The sequence below is a fragment of the Achromobacter sp. 18P8.1.1 genome (genome assembly GCF_057799415.1).
In genome coordinates this window covers 104,687-121,202 of the sequence record NZ_JBYOKH010000003.1, presented here as the reverse complement: position 1 = coordinate 121,202, position 16,516 = coordinate 104,687, and the positions used below count along the sequence as shown (strand labels likewise).

The 16,516-nt window shown below is 65.6% G+C and carries 12 protein-coding genes and 1 tRNA gene; 8 read left to right on the top strand and 5 right to left on the bottom strand.

The genetic code is table 11. The features are described 5' to 3' along the window. Positions 1-190 precede the first annotated feature (190 nt). From AC27VE_RS03690 to AC27VE_RS03670, 5 genes are all read left to right on the top strand, one after another. Complete coding sequence (locus AC27VE_RS03690) at positions 191-1,357, top strand: acyl-CoA dehydrogenase family protein (protein ID WP_488703062.1); 1,167 nt, start codon at positions 191-193, stop codon at positions 1,355-1,357. Positions 1,358-1,449: 92 nt separating this feature from the next. After that, complete coding sequence (locus AC27VE_RS03685) at positions 1,450-2,433, top strand: Bug family tripartite tricarboxylate transporter substrate binding protein (protein ID WP_488703061.1); 984 nt, start codon at positions 1,450-1,452, stop codon at positions 2,431-2,433. Continuing rightward, entirely contained in the window at positions 2,430-3,620 is a 1,191-nt protein-coding gene (locus AC27VE_RS03680) for an acyl-CoA dehydrogenase family protein (protein ID WP_488703060.1), read from the top strand. Before AC27VE_RS03685 ends, AC27VE_RS03680 begins: the two co-directional genes overlap by 4 nt. A gap of 19 nt (positions 3,621-3,639) precedes the next feature. After that, positions 3,640-4,635, top strand: a complete 996-nt coding sequence (locus AC27VE_RS03675) for an acrylyl-CoA reductase family protein (protein ID WP_488703059.1) — start codon at positions 3,640-3,642, stop codon at positions 4,633-4,635. Positions 4,636-4,678: 43 nt separating this feature from the next. Further along, positions 4,679-6,784, top strand: a complete 2,106-nt coding sequence (locus AC27VE_RS03670) for an acetate--CoA ligase family protein (RefSeq protein ID WP_488703058.1) — start codon at positions 4,679-4,681, stop codon at positions 6,782-6,784. Here the strand turns inward: AC27VE_RS03670 and AC27VE_RS03665 are convergent. From AC27VE_RS03665 to AC27VE_RS03650, 4 genes are all read right to left on the bottom strand, one after another. Beyond that, positions 6,768-8,024: a type II toxin-antitoxin system HipA family toxin gene (locus tag AC27VE_RS03665; RefSeq protein WP_006222416.1), complete on the bottom strand. Its 1,257-nt coding sequence runs from the start codon at positions 8,022-8,024 to the stop codon at positions 6,768-6,770. The two genes, AC27VE_RS03670 and AC27VE_RS03665, sit on opposite strands and share 17 nt — an antisense overlap. Then, positions 8,021-8,287, bottom strand: coding sequence for a helix-turn-helix transcriptional regulator (locus AC27VE_RS03660; protein WP_006222417.1), 267 nt, complete (start codon positions 8,285-8,287; stop codon positions 8,021-8,023). Before AC27VE_RS03660 ends, AC27VE_RS03665 begins: the two co-directional genes overlap by 4 nt. A 246-nt stretch (positions 8,288-8,533) precedes the next feature. Then, the gene (gene htpG / locus AC27VE_RS03655) at positions 8,534-10,432 is read right to left on the bottom strand and encodes a molecular chaperone HtpG (RefSeq protein WP_488703057.1); all 1,899 of its coding nucleotides are present in this window, start codon (positions 10,430-10,432) and stop codon (positions 8,534-8,536) included. A gap of 191 nt (positions 10,433-10,623) precedes the next feature. Further along, on the bottom strand, positions 10,624-11,511 hold the full coding sequence (locus AC27VE_RS03650; protein WP_427958195.1) for a LysR family transcriptional regulator: 888 nt from the start codon (positions 11,509-11,511) through the stop codon (positions 10,624-10,626). 160 nt (positions 11,512-11,671) lie between these two features. Between AC27VE_RS03650 and AC27VE_RS03645 the strand changes: the two genes are divergently transcribed. Then, a complete protein-coding gene (locus AC27VE_RS03645; protein ID WP_488703056.1) occupies positions 11,672-13,171 on the top strand; it encodes an MFS transporter in 1,500 nt (499 codons plus the stop codon). Positions 13,172-13,196: 25 nt separating this feature from the next. Here the strand turns inward: AC27VE_RS03645 and AC27VE_RS03640 are convergent, their stop codons facing one another. Then, on the bottom strand, positions 13,197-14,534 hold the full coding sequence (locus AC27VE_RS03640) for a DKNYY domain-containing protein (RefSeq protein WP_488703055.1): 1,338 nt from the start codon (positions 14,532-14,534) through the stop codon (positions 13,197-13,199). A 228-nt stretch (positions 14,535-14,762) separates the two neighbouring features. On the opposite strand from AC27VE_RS03640, the gene AC27VE_RS03635 reads away from it, so the two are divergent. Continuing rightward, positions 14,763-16,151 carry a uracil-xanthine permease family protein gene (locus AC27VE_RS03635; RefSeq protein WP_280026660.1) on the top strand — a complete coding sequence of 463 codons (1,389 nt, stop codon included), beginning with the start codon at positions 14,763-14,765 and terminating at the stop codon, positions 16,149-16,151. Positions 16,152-16,315: 164 nt separating this feature from the next. Next, positions 16,316-16,400, top strand: a tRNA-Leu gene (locus AC27VE_RS03630). The last annotated feature ends 116 nt before the right edge of the window (positions 16,401-16,516 follow it).

Here is a 16,516-nt window from a genome sequence, read left to right as displayed (position 1 = left end):
CCGCGTCGGACGCGCGGGGCCCTGATGCCGATGATAGAGCAAGGCCACGCGGTTCCGGCGCGCCGCACGTTCAAGATAGCGAAACACTTGTCTCGCATTGGGCGGCGCTTTGCTAGCCTGAATCATCAGTCGCCCCGGACCAGACATCCCAATCCGGCAGGCGCCGCAACTAGAAAAATGGAGACATTTCATGATCAGAGACCCTGACGGCTTCCCCGCCTTCCTGGAATCGCTGCGACGCTTTGTCCGCGAACAGCTCGTGCCCCGCGAAGCCGAAGTGGCCCGCCTGGACGAGGTGCCCGACGATCTGGTGCGCGCCATGGCCGCCCAGGGCATGTTCGGCTACTCGATCCCAGAGGCCTACGGCGGCGCGGGCATGAGCACCGAAGAACTGATCCGGGCCGCGATCGAACTGTCGCAATGTTCCGTGGCATTCCGCGCGCGGGTCGGCACCAATACCGGCATCGGTTCCGAGGCCCTGGTGGCCGACGGCACCGAGCAGCAGAAGGAACGCTACCTGCCCAGGATGGCGTCCGGCGAATTGACGGGATGCTTCGCGCTGACCGAACCGCAGGCGGGATCCGACGCCACGGCGCTACGCACGACCGCCGTGCGCGAGGGCGACAGCTTCGTGTTGAATGGCGAAAAGTGCTTCATCACCAATGCACCGCTGGCCGGTCTGTTCACCGTCATGGCGCGCACCGATCCCGATGCGCCCGGCGCCAAGGGGATCTCGGCCTTCATCGTGGAACGCGGCACGCCCGGGCTATCTACCGGCCAGCCTTACGAAAAAATGGGCCAGGCCGGGTCGCCCGTGTCGTCCGTCCATTTCGACAACTGCCGCGTGCCCGCCGCCAACATCATCGGCGGCCAGGCCGGCATGGGCTTCAAGACGGCCATGAAAGTCCTGAACAAGCAACGCATCCATCTGGCCGCGCTGTGCATCGGCCCGGCCATCCGCATGCTGGACGACACCATGCGCTTCGTGGCCGAGCGTCAGCAGTTCGGCAAGCCGCTGATGGACTTCCAGTTGATCCAGGCGATGCTGGCCGACTGCCAGACGGAAATCCAGGCGGCATTGGCGCTGGTGCTGCAAACCGCGCGCGAACGCGACGCCGGCCAGGACGTGACGCTAAACGCCTCGATCTGCAAATACTTCGCGTCGGAAATGTGCGGGCGCGTGGCGGACCGCTGCGTGCAAATGCATGGCGGGTACGGCTACATCGCCGACCAGGGCATTGAACGCTTCTATCGCGACGTGCGCCTGTTCCGCCTGTACGAAGGCACGAGCCAGATCCATCAACTGACCATCGCCCGCCATACGCTGACCCAGGCAGGTTACACGCCCGGCCGCTAGGCTTGGGCGAACCCGGGACCGCAGCCAGTAGAAGCCTGCGGCCCACCGGGCCTGTACCCCGAAACAGGCCTTGAACCAAAGGAGAGACTGACATGCTGCACAAGCACCTGCCCAAATGGATCGCCGCCACGGTGGCCGCGCTGGCGTTCACCGCGGTCGCGCCACAGGCCGCGGCCGCCTATCCCGACAAGCCCGTCCGATTGATCATTCCGTTCGCTCCCGGCGGCTCGACCGACATCCTGGGGCGGTTGCTGGCCGAAGCGCTGCACCCCATCCTGGGCCAGCCCGTCATCGTTGAAAACAAGCCGGGGGCCGGCGGCAACATCGGCGGAGACTTCGTCGCCCGGTCCGCTCCCGACGGCTACACGTTGCTGCTGGCCGCGGCCGGCCCCACCGTCATCAATCCCAGCCTGTACGCCAACATGCCGTTCAATCCGGCCAAGGACCTGACCGCCATCACCTGCATCGAAAAAGAGCACAACCTGATGGTGGTGACGAAGTCCCTGCCCGCCAAGACCCTGCAGGAATTCCTGCAATATGCCCGCGCCAATCCCGGCAAACTGTCTTTCGGGTCGCCCGGCAACGGATCTCCCGCCCAACTGGCCGGAGAACTGCTGAAGCAACAGGCCGGCCTGCAAGCCGAGCATGTGCCCTACAAGGGCACGGGCCCGGCCATCACCGACTTGGTGGCCGGCCATATCGACTTCATGATCGACAACATGCCCGCACTGCTGCCGCAGGTGAAGGCGGGCACGATCCGCGCCTTGGCCGTGCCCAGCGACCAGCGCGCTTCCGCCGCCCCCGATATCCCCACGTTCGACGAAGCCGGCCAGACGGGATTCGTGGTGATGGCCTGGAAAGGCCTGATGTCGCCGGCGGGCACGCCCCCGGCCGTGGTCGACCGCCTGCACGCCGCCGTGGTCAAGGCCTTGCAGGATCCGCAACTGCGCACCCGCTTCCAGGAACTGGGCGCAGAGCCCTTGGGTAGCTCGCCCACCGAATTCGCCAAGCAGATCGCCGACGAAACCGTTTGGTGGGGCAAGCTGGTGCAGTCCACCGGGACCAAGATCCAATGAGCGCCGCCAATCCGACCGCCATGCCGGCGGATCAAGCCCCTGACACCGACGCCATCGCAGACCTGTGCGAACGCGTGCGCCGCTTCGTGGACGAGGTCGCCATCCCCGCGGAATCTCCTGCCATCGCGCGGGACGTCGCCGCCTTGGACCGATGCGTGGCGCGCCTGCGCGACCAGGCGCGCCAGGCGGGCCTGTATGCGCCGCAACTGCCCGTCGAATGGGGCGGGCTGGGCCTGGGCTGGAGTGCGCTGGCCCAGGTGCTGGAGGCGGCAGGACGCGGGTTCCTGGGGCCTGCCGCCCTGAACTGCGCCGCCCCCGATCAACCCAACATGCTGACGCTGCTGCGCCTGGGCACGCCCGCCCAGCAGGAGCGCTACCTGCGGCCCCTGGTCCGCGCCGAACAGCGCGCCTGCTTTGCCATGACCGAGCCCGCGCCGGGCGCCGGTTCCGACCCGTCCATGCTGCGCACCCGCGCCGAACGGCGCGGGCAGCGCTGGGTGCTGAACGGGCACAAGCAGTTCATCAGCGGTGGCGTGGGCGCGGACTTCGCGCTGGTGCTGGCGCAAACGGACGCGGGCGCCACCCTGTTCGTGGTGCCTGCCAACACCCCGGGCTATCGCGTCGTGCGCGATATCGGCATGGTCACGGGCTACCAGATCGGCGGCCACGCCGAGATCGAACTGGACGGCTGCGAAGTCGGCGACGACGCCGTGCTGGGCGAACCCGGCCGCGGCCTGGAATACGCGCAATTGCGGCTGGAGCCCGCCCGCCTGTCGCACTGCATGCGCTACATCGGCCGCGCCCGCCGGGCGCTGGACACCGCGCAGGCCTACGTCGTGCAGCGTGAATCCTTCGGCTCGCGCCTGGCCGACCTGCAGCAGATCCAGGCCATGGTGGCGGATTCGCACATCGACCTGCACGCCAGCCGGCTGATGACGCTGGATTGCGCCCGTCGCATGGACGCAGGGCTTTCGGTGAAGCAGCACAGCGCCATGACCAAGGTCTTCGTGTCCGAAGCCGTGAACCGCGTGGCCGACCGCGCGGTGCAGATGATGGGCGCGGCGGGGCTGTCGGACGACACCCCCGTGGCCATGATCTGGCAGGAAATGCGCCCGTTCCGCATCTACGACGGCGCCAACGAACTGCATCGCGCCACGCTGGCGCGCCGCCTGCTGGCGCACGCCTGACCGCCTGAAGGAGACCCCCATGAGCACTCCAGAATTCCAGGCCTATCGCCTGCATGCCGGCCCGGCCGGCGAGGCCCCGCAAGGCCGCTTCGACACGTTGACGGTAGATCAGCTGTCCGCCGGCGATACCTTGATCAAGGTGGCCTACGCCGGCCTGAACTACAAGGATGCGCTGGCGCAAGCCGGGCGCGGCAACGTCGTCCGCGACTATCCGCGCATCGGCGGCATCGACCTCTCGGGCACCGTCGTGCATTCCGCGGAACCGGCGCTGCCACCCGGGCAGGAAGTCGTGGTGCACGGCTTTGGCATCGGCGTGGACTGCGACGGCGGCTATGCGGAATACGCACGCGTGCGCCACGATTGGGTACTGCCCCTGCCACCCGCCATCAGCTTGCGCGACGCCGCCGTGCTGGGCGCTGCCGGCTACACCGCCGCCCTGTCGCTGCACTGGATGGAGCACTGCGGGCTGACACCCGAACAAGGCGAAGTGCTGGTGACGGGCGCCACGGGCGGCGTCGCCAGCATTGCCATCGACATCCTCAGCCAGCGCGGTTACACGGTGTGCGCCATGTCCGGCAAACCGGAGGCCGGCGACTATCTGCGGTCGCTCGGCGCCGCCGAGGTCATCGCGCCGCCCGACCTGTCAGGTCCGCAGAAACCGCTGATGAGCACCCGTTGGGCCGGCATCATCGATTCCGTGGGCGGCAAACTGCTGGCCCACGCCCTGGCCAGCCTGCGGCCCGACGGGGTCGCCGCCGCCTTCGGCAATGCCGGTGGGGCCGACCTGCCCGCCTCGGTCATTCCGTTCATCCTGCGCGGCGTCAAGCTGCTGGGCATCAACGCCAACAGCCCGATGCCGCTGCGCCGCGCGCTGTGGCAAAAGCTGGCCGCCGACTACCGCCCCGCGCGCCTGGACCTTGCCTCGCGCGTGATCGAACCCCGCGACCTGCCCCAGGCGCTGGCCGCCATGCTGGAACGCGGCAGCACCGGCCGAAGCGTCGTGCGTTTTTCCTGAACGCGTATCCCGCTTGCGTTCGCTGAACCTTCTTGCCCAGACCATGACCCAGAATCCCGATTCCTCGCTGACCCGTTTGTTCAACCCGCGCAGCATCGCCATCGTCGGCGCATCCGCCACGCCCGGCAAGATCGGCGCCATGCCCGTCAGCCTGCTGCGCCAGCATGGCTACGACGGCCGCATCCTGCCCATCAACCCGCGTGCGGAATCCATTCAGGGCTTGCCCGCGACGCCCGATCTGGCGGCACTGGACGGCGAGGCCGATCTGGTGATTCTGGCCGTACCTGCAGCGCTTGCCGCGCAAGCGCTGGAACAGGCACGGCCCGGCCAGGTCGGTGGTGCCGTGGTGTTCACCTCCGGGTTTTCGGAGACCGGCGCCGCCGGCGTCGCCATGCAAGAACAGCTGTGCGCCATCGCCCGCGAGCGCGGCATCCGGCTGCTGGGCCCCAATTGCCTGGGCTACATGAACATCCGGCGCAACATCTACGCCACGTTCTCCCCCGCCCCCGCCAACGGCACGGTCGCCCCCGGCGGCATCGGGATGGTGTCGCAAAGCGGCGCGTTCGGCGCCTACGCCTACTGCATGGCGCGCGACCGGGGCTTAGGGCTGTCGCACTGGATCAGCACCGGCAACGAGGCCGACGTCGACGTGGCAGACTGCATTGAATGGCTGGCCCGCGATGCCGACACGCGGGTCATCATGACGTACATGGAAGGCTGCCGCGACGGCGACAAGCTGCGCCGCGCCCTGTCCGCGGCGCGCGAAGCCGGCAAGCCGGTCGTCGTCACCAAGATCGGCCGCACCCAGGCCGGTGCGCAGGCCGCCGCCTCGCACACCGCCGCGCTGGCGGGCGACGACGCGGTCTATGACGCCCTGTTCCGCCAATACGGCGCGGTGCGCGCCCGCACCATCGAAGAATTCTTCAACCTGGGCTATGCGCTGGACACCTGGAAGCAACTGCCCCAAGGTAAACGCCTGGGCATCTTCACGATATCCGGCGGCGTGGGCGCGCTGATGGCGGACGACGCCCAGGACGCGGGGTTGTCGCTGCCCGAACCCGCCGCCCACGCGCAGGCCAGACTGCTGGAACGGGTGCCGTTCGCCAGTGGCCGCAACCCGGTCGATGTCACCGGCCAGATCGTCTCCGAACCCGGGCTGCTATTGGCCACCGCCGAAGACATGCTGGCCGATGGCCGCTATGACGCGCTGGCGGTCTTCCTGGCCGCGGCCGGCTCGTCCGAGGCCCTGTGGCCCACCTTCGAAACCTTCGCCCGGGAAATGCGCGCACGCCGGCCCGACGTGCCGCTGGCCATCAGCGCGCTGTTTGCGCCCGAACGCCGCCGCGAACTGGAAAAGCTGGGCACCCTGGTATTCACGGACCCCAGCGCCGCGATCCGTACGATCGGCGCGGTGGCGGGCCTGGCTGCGCAGCCGGATGCCGACCCGGATCAGGCCATCCCTTCTGTGCAAACCACAGCGCCGCTGCTGGCCTCCTACAACGAAGTGCAAGCCATGGACGTGCTTCGCCAAGCCGGCCTGCCGGTGCCCGACTGCACGCTGGCTGCCGACGCCGACGCGGCCGCACGCGCCGCCGCCGGAATGGGTGGCCCGGTCGTGCTGAAAGTGGTGTCGCCCGACATCCTTCACAAGAGCGACGTGGGCGGCGTGAAGCTGGGCCTGTCCGGCGACGATGGGGTACGCGGCGCCCATGCCGCCATCCTGGACAGCGTCCGTACCCACCGCCCCGACGCGCGCATCGACGGCGTGCTGGTCGCGCCGATGGCAAAAAAAGGCGTGGAGTGCATCGCGGGTGTGCATTGTGACCCGGTGTTCGGGCCGGTGGTCATGTTCGGGCTGGGCGGCGTCTTCGTGGAAGTGCTGAAAGACGTCAGCTTCCGCCTGGCGCCGTTTGGCCGCGAGCAGGCGCTGTCGATGATTCGCGAAATCAAAGGCTATGCGTTGCTGCAAGGCGCACGCGGCACGCCGCCGTGCGATATCGAGGCGCTGGCCGATGCGCTGGTCGCGCTGTCGCGCTTCGCCTACGCGCGGCGCAACGACTTCAGCTCGGTCGAGATCAACCCGCTGCTGGCCTTGCCGCAAGGCAGCGGCGCGCTGGCCCTGGACGCGGTGCTTATTCCCACCGCTTAGCGTGTTTGCGCGTGTTGGACGCGATCCACCGGCCCAAGCGTTCAATCAGCGTGCGCTCGGTGCCGGCGGCGGCTTGCTCCAGGAGGGATGACTGCACCTGATCCAATGCGGCCGGCAGTTCGGCCATCAGCGCCCGCGCCACTGCTCTGACGTAGCGCGGATTAAAGCCCAGGTCGTGGGCCATCGCGTCAAGCTGTGCCGGCCCAATATTGCCCGGCTTCATTTCACCGCCGATGGCGAACGCGAAATGCTTGGCCAGCCCCGGATACATCGCCGTGCACATCAGATCGTAGAACGGTGCCAGGCGATAGCGTCCATCGGCGGTCTGCAGCACGGACAGATTCTTGGCATGACTATCGTTATTGCCCACGCACAGATTGAAAATCACCCACTGCAGGAACCGCTTCAAGTCGGTTGCGCCAACGCTCATGGCCTTCAACAGCTTGCAGCAGTCCGCCAGCGTCGGTCCACCGTCCGCCTCGTACTTCACATCGGACGGTTTTCCCGCCAATTGGCACAGATCCAATTGGTGCAAGCGCAACAGCCCGCCTTGCCCGTCGGGCAGACGGTCATAGCGCCTTATCAGGCAGGCGCGCGTGTCGGACTGATAGCAGGCTTGCGCTACGCCCAGCCCTAGCTTGTCTGCCAGTTGCATCACCAGGGCTTCGTTCAGGGCCGACGCCCACACGCCGTCCAGGCCCTGGATGTCCGGCTTCAGGATATGCGAGGACGGGGCCGTTCCCTCAGGCAGCGCGGGCGAGCCATCCTGCGCCACCATCAACAGCAACTTGTCCTGTGCGCCTGCCAGCGATATGCGCGCGCCCTCGGCGTTCTCGGCCACCAACGCCGGCACCGCCCCATTGCGCAAACGCGCCGCCACCTCCTGCCATGTCGAAGGCCGGTAATGTGGAGGAGCCGGTTGTTCGCCTTGCGGCAGTATTGTCAGTCCGCTGGCGGTATCGCCCCCTACGCTGCGCAACAAGCCGAATACTGTCGTCGCGTGGCGGCTGATCTGCAAAAACTTGCGGACGTGCCCTTCGGGCAGCAGGTTTTCGAAGAAGGCATGTACGGCATCACCCGCGTGATCGTGTCCATTCAGCGCGATGGCTGGCGAGATGGCTCGCGCGCCGGGCGAGTTCAACCACGCATCGTCGTAGACAAACCGCAGCGGGCGTTCGTCGAACAAGCGGCCGACCTTGCAGTCGGCCTGATACAGGTCCAGGGCGTCGGCGACGGTCATGGCAGACTCGCAGGCTTGGGCGCCACCTGCACTTCAAGACCCAGCAGATCCAGCATGTCCAACACCTTCTGCAATTGCAGGGTGGGTTTGCCCCGTTCCAGATCCACCACAAAACGGTTGCCCGTGCCTGACAGGCCGGCCAGGTCGGTCTGCAGCAAACCTTGCGAACGCCTCACGGCCTTCACCAGTTCGCCTAACTCGACCGAAGAGTGGACCGCGACGGGCATCGCCGGGATGCCATCAGATGCATCTTGCGGGGACATGGGACTCTCCTGAATTACCGTTCGGTAAGTTTATGGTGCTTTCAGAGGAAAAACCAACTTTCATTACCGATCGGGAAGTTATTACGCTTCATCGATCAATTTCGATGAAATATTCCCGAACGGGAAGATTTCATCAAATCGCATGCCTCAAGGCGCGACAAATTGCCGATCGGGAATATTTTAGTTTCCACGCCAACAAAAAGGGCGCCCTCACAGGCGCCCTTTTCTCTCCAATCCGCTTGCGGTTTACTTCAGCAGCAGCGCGTTCAAGCGCTTCACGAAGGCAGCCGGGTCCGCGATCTGGGCGCCTTCGGCCAGCAAGGCTTGATCCAGCAGCAGACGCGCCCATTGGTCGAATTCGCCGTCTTCCGCTGCGCGGATGCGGGCCAACAGCGGGTGTTCCGGATTGATTTCCAGCACCGGCTTCACATTGGGCGCTTCCTGGCCGGCGGCCTTCAGCATGCGCAGCAGGTGCGGGCTGAGTTCGTTCTGGCCCACCACCACGCATGCCGGCGAATCCACCAGACGCAGGGTCACGCGCACTTCCTTGACCTGCTCTTCCAGCGTCTTCTGCAGGCGCTCGACCAGCGGCTTGAAGTCTTCGGCCACTTCGGCCTGGTGCTTCTTCTCTTCTTCGTCAGCCAGTTCGGCCAGGTCCAGGCCGCCCTTGGCTACCGACACCAGCGACTTGCCGTCGAATTCGCGCAGGTAGGACAGCATCCATTCGTCCACGCGGTCCGACAGCAGCAGCACTTCGATGCCCTTCTTGCGGAAGATCTCCAGATGCGGGCTGTTGCTGGCCGCGGCAAACGTATCCGCCGTCACGTAGTAGATCTTGTCCTGGCCTTCCTTCATGCGCGACACGTAGTCGGCGAACGACACCGTCTGCGCCTGGTCGCCCGAATGCGTGGACGCAAAGCGCATCAGCTTGGCGATGCGTTCCAGATTGGCCGAGTCTTCGCCCGCGCCTTCCTTCAACACCTGGCCGAATTCCGACCAGAACGTGGCGTAGTCTTCCGGCTTGTTCTCGGCCAGGTCTTCCAGCAGCGACAGGATGCGCTTGGCGGAACCTTCGCGGATGGCGCGCACGTCGCGGCTTTCCTGCAGGATTTCACGCGACACGTTCAGCGGCAGGTCCGCCGAATCGATCACGCCGCGCACGAAACGCAGGTACGACGGCAGCAGCTGGTCGGCATCGTCCATGATGAACACGCGCTTGACGTACAGCTTCACGCCATGGCGGCCGTCGCGGTCCCACATGTCCATCGGGGCATGCTTGGGCACGTATAGCAGCTGCGTGTATTCGCTGCGGCCTTCCACGCGGTTGTGCGTCCAGGCCAACGGGTCGTCGTAGTCGTGCGACACCGTCTTGTAGAACTCGCGGTACTGCTCCTCGGTTACGTCCGACTTGCTGCGGGCCCACAGCGCATTGGCCTGGTTCACCGTTTCCAGTTCGTCGGTCTTGACCTGTTCGCCCTTCTCTTGATCCCACTCTTCCTTGGCCATGCGGATGGGCAGGGAAATGTGGTCCGAGTAGCGGCGCAGGATCTCGCGCAGCTTCCAGCCGTTCAAGAGGTCGTCTTCGTCGGCGCGCAAATGCAGCGTCACGTCCGTGCCGCGCGTGGCCTTCTCGGCGGCGGCAATCGTGAATTCGCCCTGCCCGTCCGATTCCCACTGGATCGCGTCCGCGGCGCCGGCGCGGCGGCTGACCACCGTGACCTTGTCCGCCACGATGAACGACGAATAGAAGCCCACGCCGAACTGGCCAATCAGTTGCGCATCCTTCTGCTTGTCGCCCGTCAGTTGGGAAAAGAATTCCCGCGTGCCGGAACGTGCGATCGTGCCCAGGTTGGACACGGCCTCTTCCCGCGACAGGCCGATCCCGTTGTCCGAGATCGTGATCGTGCGGGCGGCCTTGTCGTAGCTGACAGCAATGGCCAGTTCGCCATTGCCTTCCAGCAGCTCGGGCTGGTCGATGGCTTCAAAGCGCAGCTTGTCGCAGGCGTCCGATGCGTTCGACACCAGCTCGCGCAGGAAGATTTCCTTGTTGCTGTACAGCGAATGGATCATCAGGTGCAGCAGTTGCTTCACCTCGGCCTGGAACCCCAGGGTTTCGGACGTGGAAGACGTGGCGGTTTGGCTCATAGTTTTACGGGAAGGTCGGAAAAATTAGGGACAAATAACAATACGGGTGCCGGGACGGCAATGCTGCGCGGCATCCCGGAAACCCTACTGTTGTGGGGGCTATCAGGGGCTTTTCAAGGGCGGCATGGCGGCGCGGCAGGCGACCATCCGGCTTGGCCGCAGAGGCGCGCCCCAACGAAATCCGGCATCGCCTACTTGAACAGGCGCTGGGCCATGAAGTCCACGAACACCCTGACTTTCGGCGACAGGTTGCGGCTTGACGGCCAGATCGCCTGGAATTGCCCCTGGGTTTGAACCGCTTCGACAAGCACTGCTTGCAGGGCGCCATTGGCGATCGCGTCGTCGACCAGGAAGTCAGGCATCCAGCCAATGCCGAACCCTTTGATGGTGGCCCCCAGCAACGCCTCCATGTTGTTGCAGGTCAACACCGTGCGAACCTTGAAGTCCGGCTCGTCCGCCCCTTTCGGAAGGGGCCAATCCTGCAATACGCCTGTGTCGGTAAACCGGAACCGCACGCCCAGATGCTGGTCGAGGTCCCGCACGCAGGCCGGGATGCCATACCGGGCCAGATACTCAGGCGACGCGCACAGCATCATCCTGTACCGGCCAACGGGGCGCGCCATCAGGCGCGAATCGGGCAGGTTTCCGCTGCGGATAGCGACGTCGACGCGTTCGCCGATCAGGTCCACCAGGCGATCGTTGAAATCGATGTCGAGCTCGATCTCGGGATAACGCGCCGCAAACGCCCGCAGGGCCGGCAGCAAGAAGTGGTAGCTGACGGTCGGCGTGCTGACGCGCAGCCGCCCCCGCGGCACTTCAAGCGTCTGCGCCAGCATGGCGTGGGCGTCGTCCAGATCTTCAAGGATGCGCCGGCAGCGCTCGTGGAAAATCCGCCCTTCTTCGGTGAGCTGCATCCGGCGCGTACTGCGCTGGAACAACCGCACGTGCAGCTCCTTTTCCAGCTTGGCGACCGCCTTGCCGACGGCCGACGGCGACAGCCCCAAGTCGCGCCCCGCTGCGGCGAATCCCCCCAACTCAGCGCTGCGCACAAACGGCATCAACCCGCTCAGGCGATCCATATTGCTCCGATTAAAGAATTTTGTTCCTGAATATACGGATTTTTAGCCTATTTTTTGCAGACTGACATACCGCTATCTTCAATGTCGTCTCCCCTTTAATTCTTATGTCCCATCCATGACGCCCCCCTCTTCAACTCAAAACGCCGCGTGGCGGAAAGCCTTGATCCTGCTTGCCGTATGCCTGGCTTCCGCCGCCATGCCGCTGAGCTTTACCGGCCCCGCCGTTGCGCTGCCCTCCATCAGCCATGCGCTGGGCGGCTCCGCCGAGGCGTTGAACTGGGTGACCAACGCCTTCATGCTGGCGTTCGGCAGCACCCTGTTGTTGGCCGGCGCGCTGGCGGATCGCTTCGGCCGGCGCCGGATATTTCTTGCTGGCGCGGCGACCTTCATCGCAGCCTCCATTGGCCTGCTGTACGCGCCGGGCATCACAAGCTTCGATCTACTGCGGGCCGCGCAGGGCTTGGGCGGCGCCGCGATCTTCTCCGCCGGCGCCGCTGCCCTGGCGCAAGAGTTCAACGGACGACAGCGCATCCGCGCGTTCAGCCTGCTGGGCACCAGCTTCGGCATCGGCTTGTCGTTCGGACCGATCTCCTCCGCCTTGCTGATCGAGCATTTCGGATGGCGCAGCATCTTCCTGCTTGTGACCGGCGTCGCCGTCGTGGCATTTGTCGTCGGCGCTGCGTTCCTGCGCGAAACGCGCGACCCGGAGGCCGGGCGCCTGGACTGGCCCGGAGCGGCGGCATTCACCTCTGCCCTGACACTACTGACCTGCGGGATCATGCGCGCGCCGCAAGAGGGTTGGAGCAATCCCTGGACCATCGCAATGCTGGCTTGCGCCGCAACGCTGTTCGCGGCTTTCACCGTCATCGAACGCCGGACCGCGAGACCGATGCTGGACCTGGACCTGTTCCGCTTTCCGCGCTTTCTGGGCGTGCAACTGCTTGCCGCGGCGCCGGCCTATGCGTTCGTCGTGCTGCTTATCCTGCTGCCGGTCCACTTCATCGCCATTGAGGGCATGCGCGAGATCCAGGCAGGACGCTTGATGATCGCGCTGTCCGCGCCGCTGGTGGTGCTGCCCGTCGCCGCCGGCCTGCTCACCCGTTGGCTCGCGCCCGCGACCATCTGCGCGGCCGGGCTGCTGGTTTCCGCAGCGGGACTCGCATGGCTAAGCGTCGCGATGGGGCACGCCGGCATCCACGCACCCATCGCGCCCCTGCTGATGATCGGCGTCGGCATCAGCTTGCCCTGGGGCCTGATGGACGGCCTGGCGGTCAGCGTCGTGCCGATAGAGCGGGCAGGCATGGCGACAGGCATTTTCAGCACGACCCGCGTCGCAGGCGAAGGCCTGGCCCTGGCGATCGTCAGCGCGGTGCTTGGGACGCTTACCGCGGGCCAGATCGCGGGGCACGTCCCCGGCCAGGAAGCGCATGCGGCAACCGCCGCCCAACGACTGATCGCGGGCGACTTTTCCAGCGCCGCGCACCTGCTGCCCGGCGTCGGACGTGCGACCTTGGCGCAGGCCGCCGGCGGCGCATTCTCAACCCTGTTGATGCTGCTGTCCGCCATCACCGTCCTGACTGCGCTGGTGGTTTTTCTCTTCTTGGGCAACAAGGCGCAAAGCCGCGCAATACCCGACCCGGCCGCGCCCGCTTGCCCGTAATGTGCCAGGCCGAACACATGCTTTGTCAAAACCAGGACAAGAATCCTCGATACCGGACCCTCGCCTCCAGCACGTCGTCGCTGACCGGTGCCCTCAGCTTTCCGGACCGGATCAGTTTGCGGATATCGTCCATCCGGATATCCAACGTCTGCTGCGAGCGCAGCAGGAAATCCGCCGTTTCGCGGTCCATGATCCGGTAAATGGGGCTGAAGACGAGCTGGCTGCTGCCCGTCTGGTCCAGGTAATACCGCTGGTCGCCGTTCTGCCAGACCGAACCGAACCGGTGATACACGTCGCCCAGCTTTTTCCATTCGCCGCCCGGTGCGTCCTTCAAGCGCTTGATCAGCGTCGAGCGGGAAATCAACCCGCCGCCGCCCCGGGAAGAACTCCAGGATTCCGCCCCCTTCAAAAACAGCACCTGCTTGCCGTCTGAAAACACAAAAGGCGACAGCGCCGTAAACCCGCCGGAGGCGAACGGATCATCGCCCGCCCGCTCCATCCGCAGCTTTTGGCCGTTATAGAAATAAATGCCGTCGCGACCGGCAAACAGCGCCTGTTTCACGTGCTGCCCGTCCTCACTAAGCAACCGGTACGGCGCGTGTGCCGCATCAAAGGCGTGGGTGCCCACGTACACCATGCCGTCGCGCGGGTCATATAGATAGGGCTCGCGATCCAGGTCCCCGACCATGAACGCACGCAGCCCGGGATCGTCCGACAGGGGCAGCAACGCTTCATGGAAATAGACCCGGCGTCCGTCGCCAAAGAAATCGTCGCTTAGCAACTCCCTGCCGTCACGGGACGCGGGCAACCGCCGCAACGTATCCGGATTGGCTTGCGGCACTTCATTGCCGCGGTAGAACACCTTTGCCCCGTCGGTCGCCAGGTCACGGTCCAGCAGCGCCCGATAAGGCTGCGCGCTGGCGGGCAGGGCTTTGAAGGGGTACAGGTAATTCTGCGGCTTGGCGCCGCGCCCCAACCCGAAGAGGATCGTCTGCCAGACTTCGGTCACGGGGCCTAATTCGGGGTTCACCACGGAAAACAGCGAGCAGTAATAAGTCGTCGACCCATCGCCGAAATAGCTGTTGCCCAGGTATTGCGTGGACGCCGGCAACATGCTCGGCAGGATCCGGTTGCCGCAATACACGTGACGGGCGTCTCTTGCGGCTTGGCGGCCATCGTAGACCAGCGTGTCGAACGGCTTGAAGCTTTCCGGGTCCGCCTCGTCCATCCGGTAATAGCCGTTGCTGGGCACGGCGGCGTAGACGACGTCCTGATAACGCTTGTAGATGCTGGCCCGATACGATTCGCCCTTGTCGGCCGCCGCATACGGATCATCGTCCAGCACGAATATCAGCAGGGACATTGGCAAACCGGCGATGACCAAAGCCAAGACAATCCCGATCCATCTAGCGCGTTTCTGCATCAATATCCGGCCCGGCGGGCCCTCGGCGACATTCGGTTGGCGGCCCGAAATTCTATCAAGCAGGCGTGCCCCCAACGCCGGGCCCATGCCGCCCCCGGGCGGGCCGGGGCCTTCCCCGCTAAAATCCCGCACTTTCCCCTCCTACCCCCACCTGGCCGGCCTCCCGCCATGCAACCCGCCTCCCTCTCCCAACCCGCCCCCCATAGCGCCACCGACGACGCGCCCAGCCATGACCTGGTCTACGGCCCCGACGATCGCCCCGCGCCTCCCGTCGCCTTCGTCGCCGCGCTTCAGCACCTGCTGGCCATCCTGGTCCCCATCGTCACCCCTGGTCTCTTGATCTGCCAGGCGCTTGGCGTCAGCAGCCGCGACACCACGCTGATCGTGTCGATGTCGCTGGTCATCTCCGGCATCGCCACCTACGTGCAGTGCAAGCGCTTCGGCCCGCTGGGTGCGGGCCTGCTCATCGTGCAAGGCACCAGCTTCAACTTCGTCGGACCGCTGATCGCGGGCGGCTCGGTCATGGTCAAGCAAGGCACCCCGGTCGAAGCCGTCATGGCCGCGATCTTCGGCGTCGTCATCGCCGGCTCATTCGTCGAGATGGGCATCAGCCGCATCCTGCCCTTCGTCAAACGCCTGATCACCCCGCTCGTCACCGGCATCGTCGTGCTGCTGATCGGCCTGACGCTCATCAAGGTCGGCCTGATCAGCATGGGCGGCGGCTTCGGCGCCATGGCCAACGGCACCTTCGCCAGCGCAGAAAACCTGACGCTGTCGGGCCTGGTGCTGGGCACCATCATCCTGCTGAACCGCGTGCCGGTCGTCTGGATCCGCAGCACCGCGCTCGTCCTGGCGCTGGCCGTCGGCTACATCGCCGCCGCCTCCATGGGCCGCCTGGACTTCACCGGCGCCCGCGAGGCCGCGCTCTTCCAGATCCCCGTGCCGCTGCACTTCGGCCTGGGCTTCTCGTGGGCACTGTTCGTGCCGATGCTGATCATCTACCTGGTCACGTCCCTGGAAGCCATCGGCGACGTCACCGCCACCAGCAAGGTGTCCAAGCAGCCCGTCGAAGGCCCGCTGTGGATGCAGCGCATCAAGGGCGGCGTCCTGGTGAACGGCGCGAACTCGCTCCTGGCCGGCGTGTTCAACACCTTCCCCAGCTCGGTCTTCGCGCAGAACAACGGCGTGATCCAGCTGACCGGCATCGCCAGCCGCCACGTCGGCGTGTGGATCGCCGGCATGCTGATCCTGCTGGGCCTGTTCCCGGGCGTGGCGGGCGTGCTGCAAGCCGTGCCGGAACCCGTCCTGGGCGGCGCCGCAATGGTCATGTTCGGCGCCGTGGCCGCCTCGGGCATCAACATCCTGGCCGGCATCCACCTGGACCGCCGCGCCCTGCTGATCATCGCCGTGTCCCTGGCCCTGGGCCTGGGCGTGTCGCAAGTGCCGGAAATCCTGTCGCACCTGCCGCATGCGGTCAAAAGCGTGCTGGAGTCGGGCGTGGCCACCGGTGGCATATGTGCCCTGGTGATGAACTGGTTTCTGCCCGAAAAGAAGTAAGTATTGGAAGGGGCCGATCCGGGTTGCCGCCTGCGGGCAGCGCCCGGAATTGGCCCGGTCAGACGGCCCCAATACGGGGCCGCCTGACAATTTATGAAAGTCCGCATATAATCGCTGTCTTCGTTCTCCCGCAGCCGTCATCTGGACGTGTTCGCGACCCCCTTGCCCGGGTGGTGAAATTGGTAGACGCAGGGGACTCAAAATCCCCCGCCGCAAGGCGTGCCGGTTCGATTCCGGCCCCGGGCACCATCTGGCCTTCCCATCAAGGCCCATAGCCAACAAATCGCTTTTACATCAGCGAGTTAGCGCTAGAGAAAACTCCCAGCAAGTCTCGTCTGCCAGAACTGGCTGCTCCGGTTCACGGC

Bases quoted from the DNA above. Each gene is read 5' to 3' on its own strand.
- AC27VE_RS03690 (WP_488703062.1), top strand. From the start codon at position 191: ATGATCAGAGACCCTGACGGCTTCCCCGCCTTCCTGGAATCGCTGCGA.
- AC27VE_RS03685 (WP_488703061.1), top strand. From the start codon at position 1,450: ATGCTGCACAAGCACCTGCCCAAATGGATCGCCGCCACGGTGGCCGCG.
- AC27VE_RS03680 (WP_488703060.1), top strand. From the start codon at position 2,430: ATGAGCGCCGCCAATCCGACCGCCATGCCGGCGGATCAAGCCCCTGAC.
- AC27VE_RS03675 (WP_488703059.1), top strand. From the start codon at position 3,640: ATGAGCACTCCAGAATTCCAGGCCTATCGCCTGCATGCCGGCCCGGCC.
- AC27VE_RS03670 (WP_488703058.1), top strand. From the start codon at position 4,679: ATGACCCAGAATCCCGATTCCTCGCTGACCCGTTTGTTCAACCCGCGC.
- AC27VE_RS03665 (WP_006222416.1), bottom strand. From the start codon at position 8,024: ATGACCGTCGCCGACGCCCTGGACCTGTATCAGGCCGACTGCAAGGTC.
- AC27VE_RS03660 (WP_006222417.1), bottom strand. From the start codon at position 8,287: ATGTCCCCGCAAGATGCATCTGATGGCATCCCGGCGATGCCCGTCGCG.
- htpG (WP_488703057.1), bottom strand. From the start codon at position 10,432: ATGAGCCAAACCGCCACGTCTTCCACGTCCGAAACCCTGGGGTTCCAG.
- AC27VE_RS03650 (WP_427958195.1), bottom strand. From the start codon at position 11,511: ATGGATCGCCTGAGCGGGTTGATGCCGTTTGTGCGCAGCGCTGAGTTG.
- AC27VE_RS03640 (WP_488703055.1), bottom strand. From the start codon at position 14,534: ATGTCCCTGCTGATATTCGTGCTGGACGATGATCCGTATGCGGCGGCC.
- AC27VE_RS03635 (WP_280026660.1), top strand. From the start codon at position 14,763: ATGCAACCCGCCTCCCTCTCCCAACCCGCCCCCCATAGCGCCACCGAC.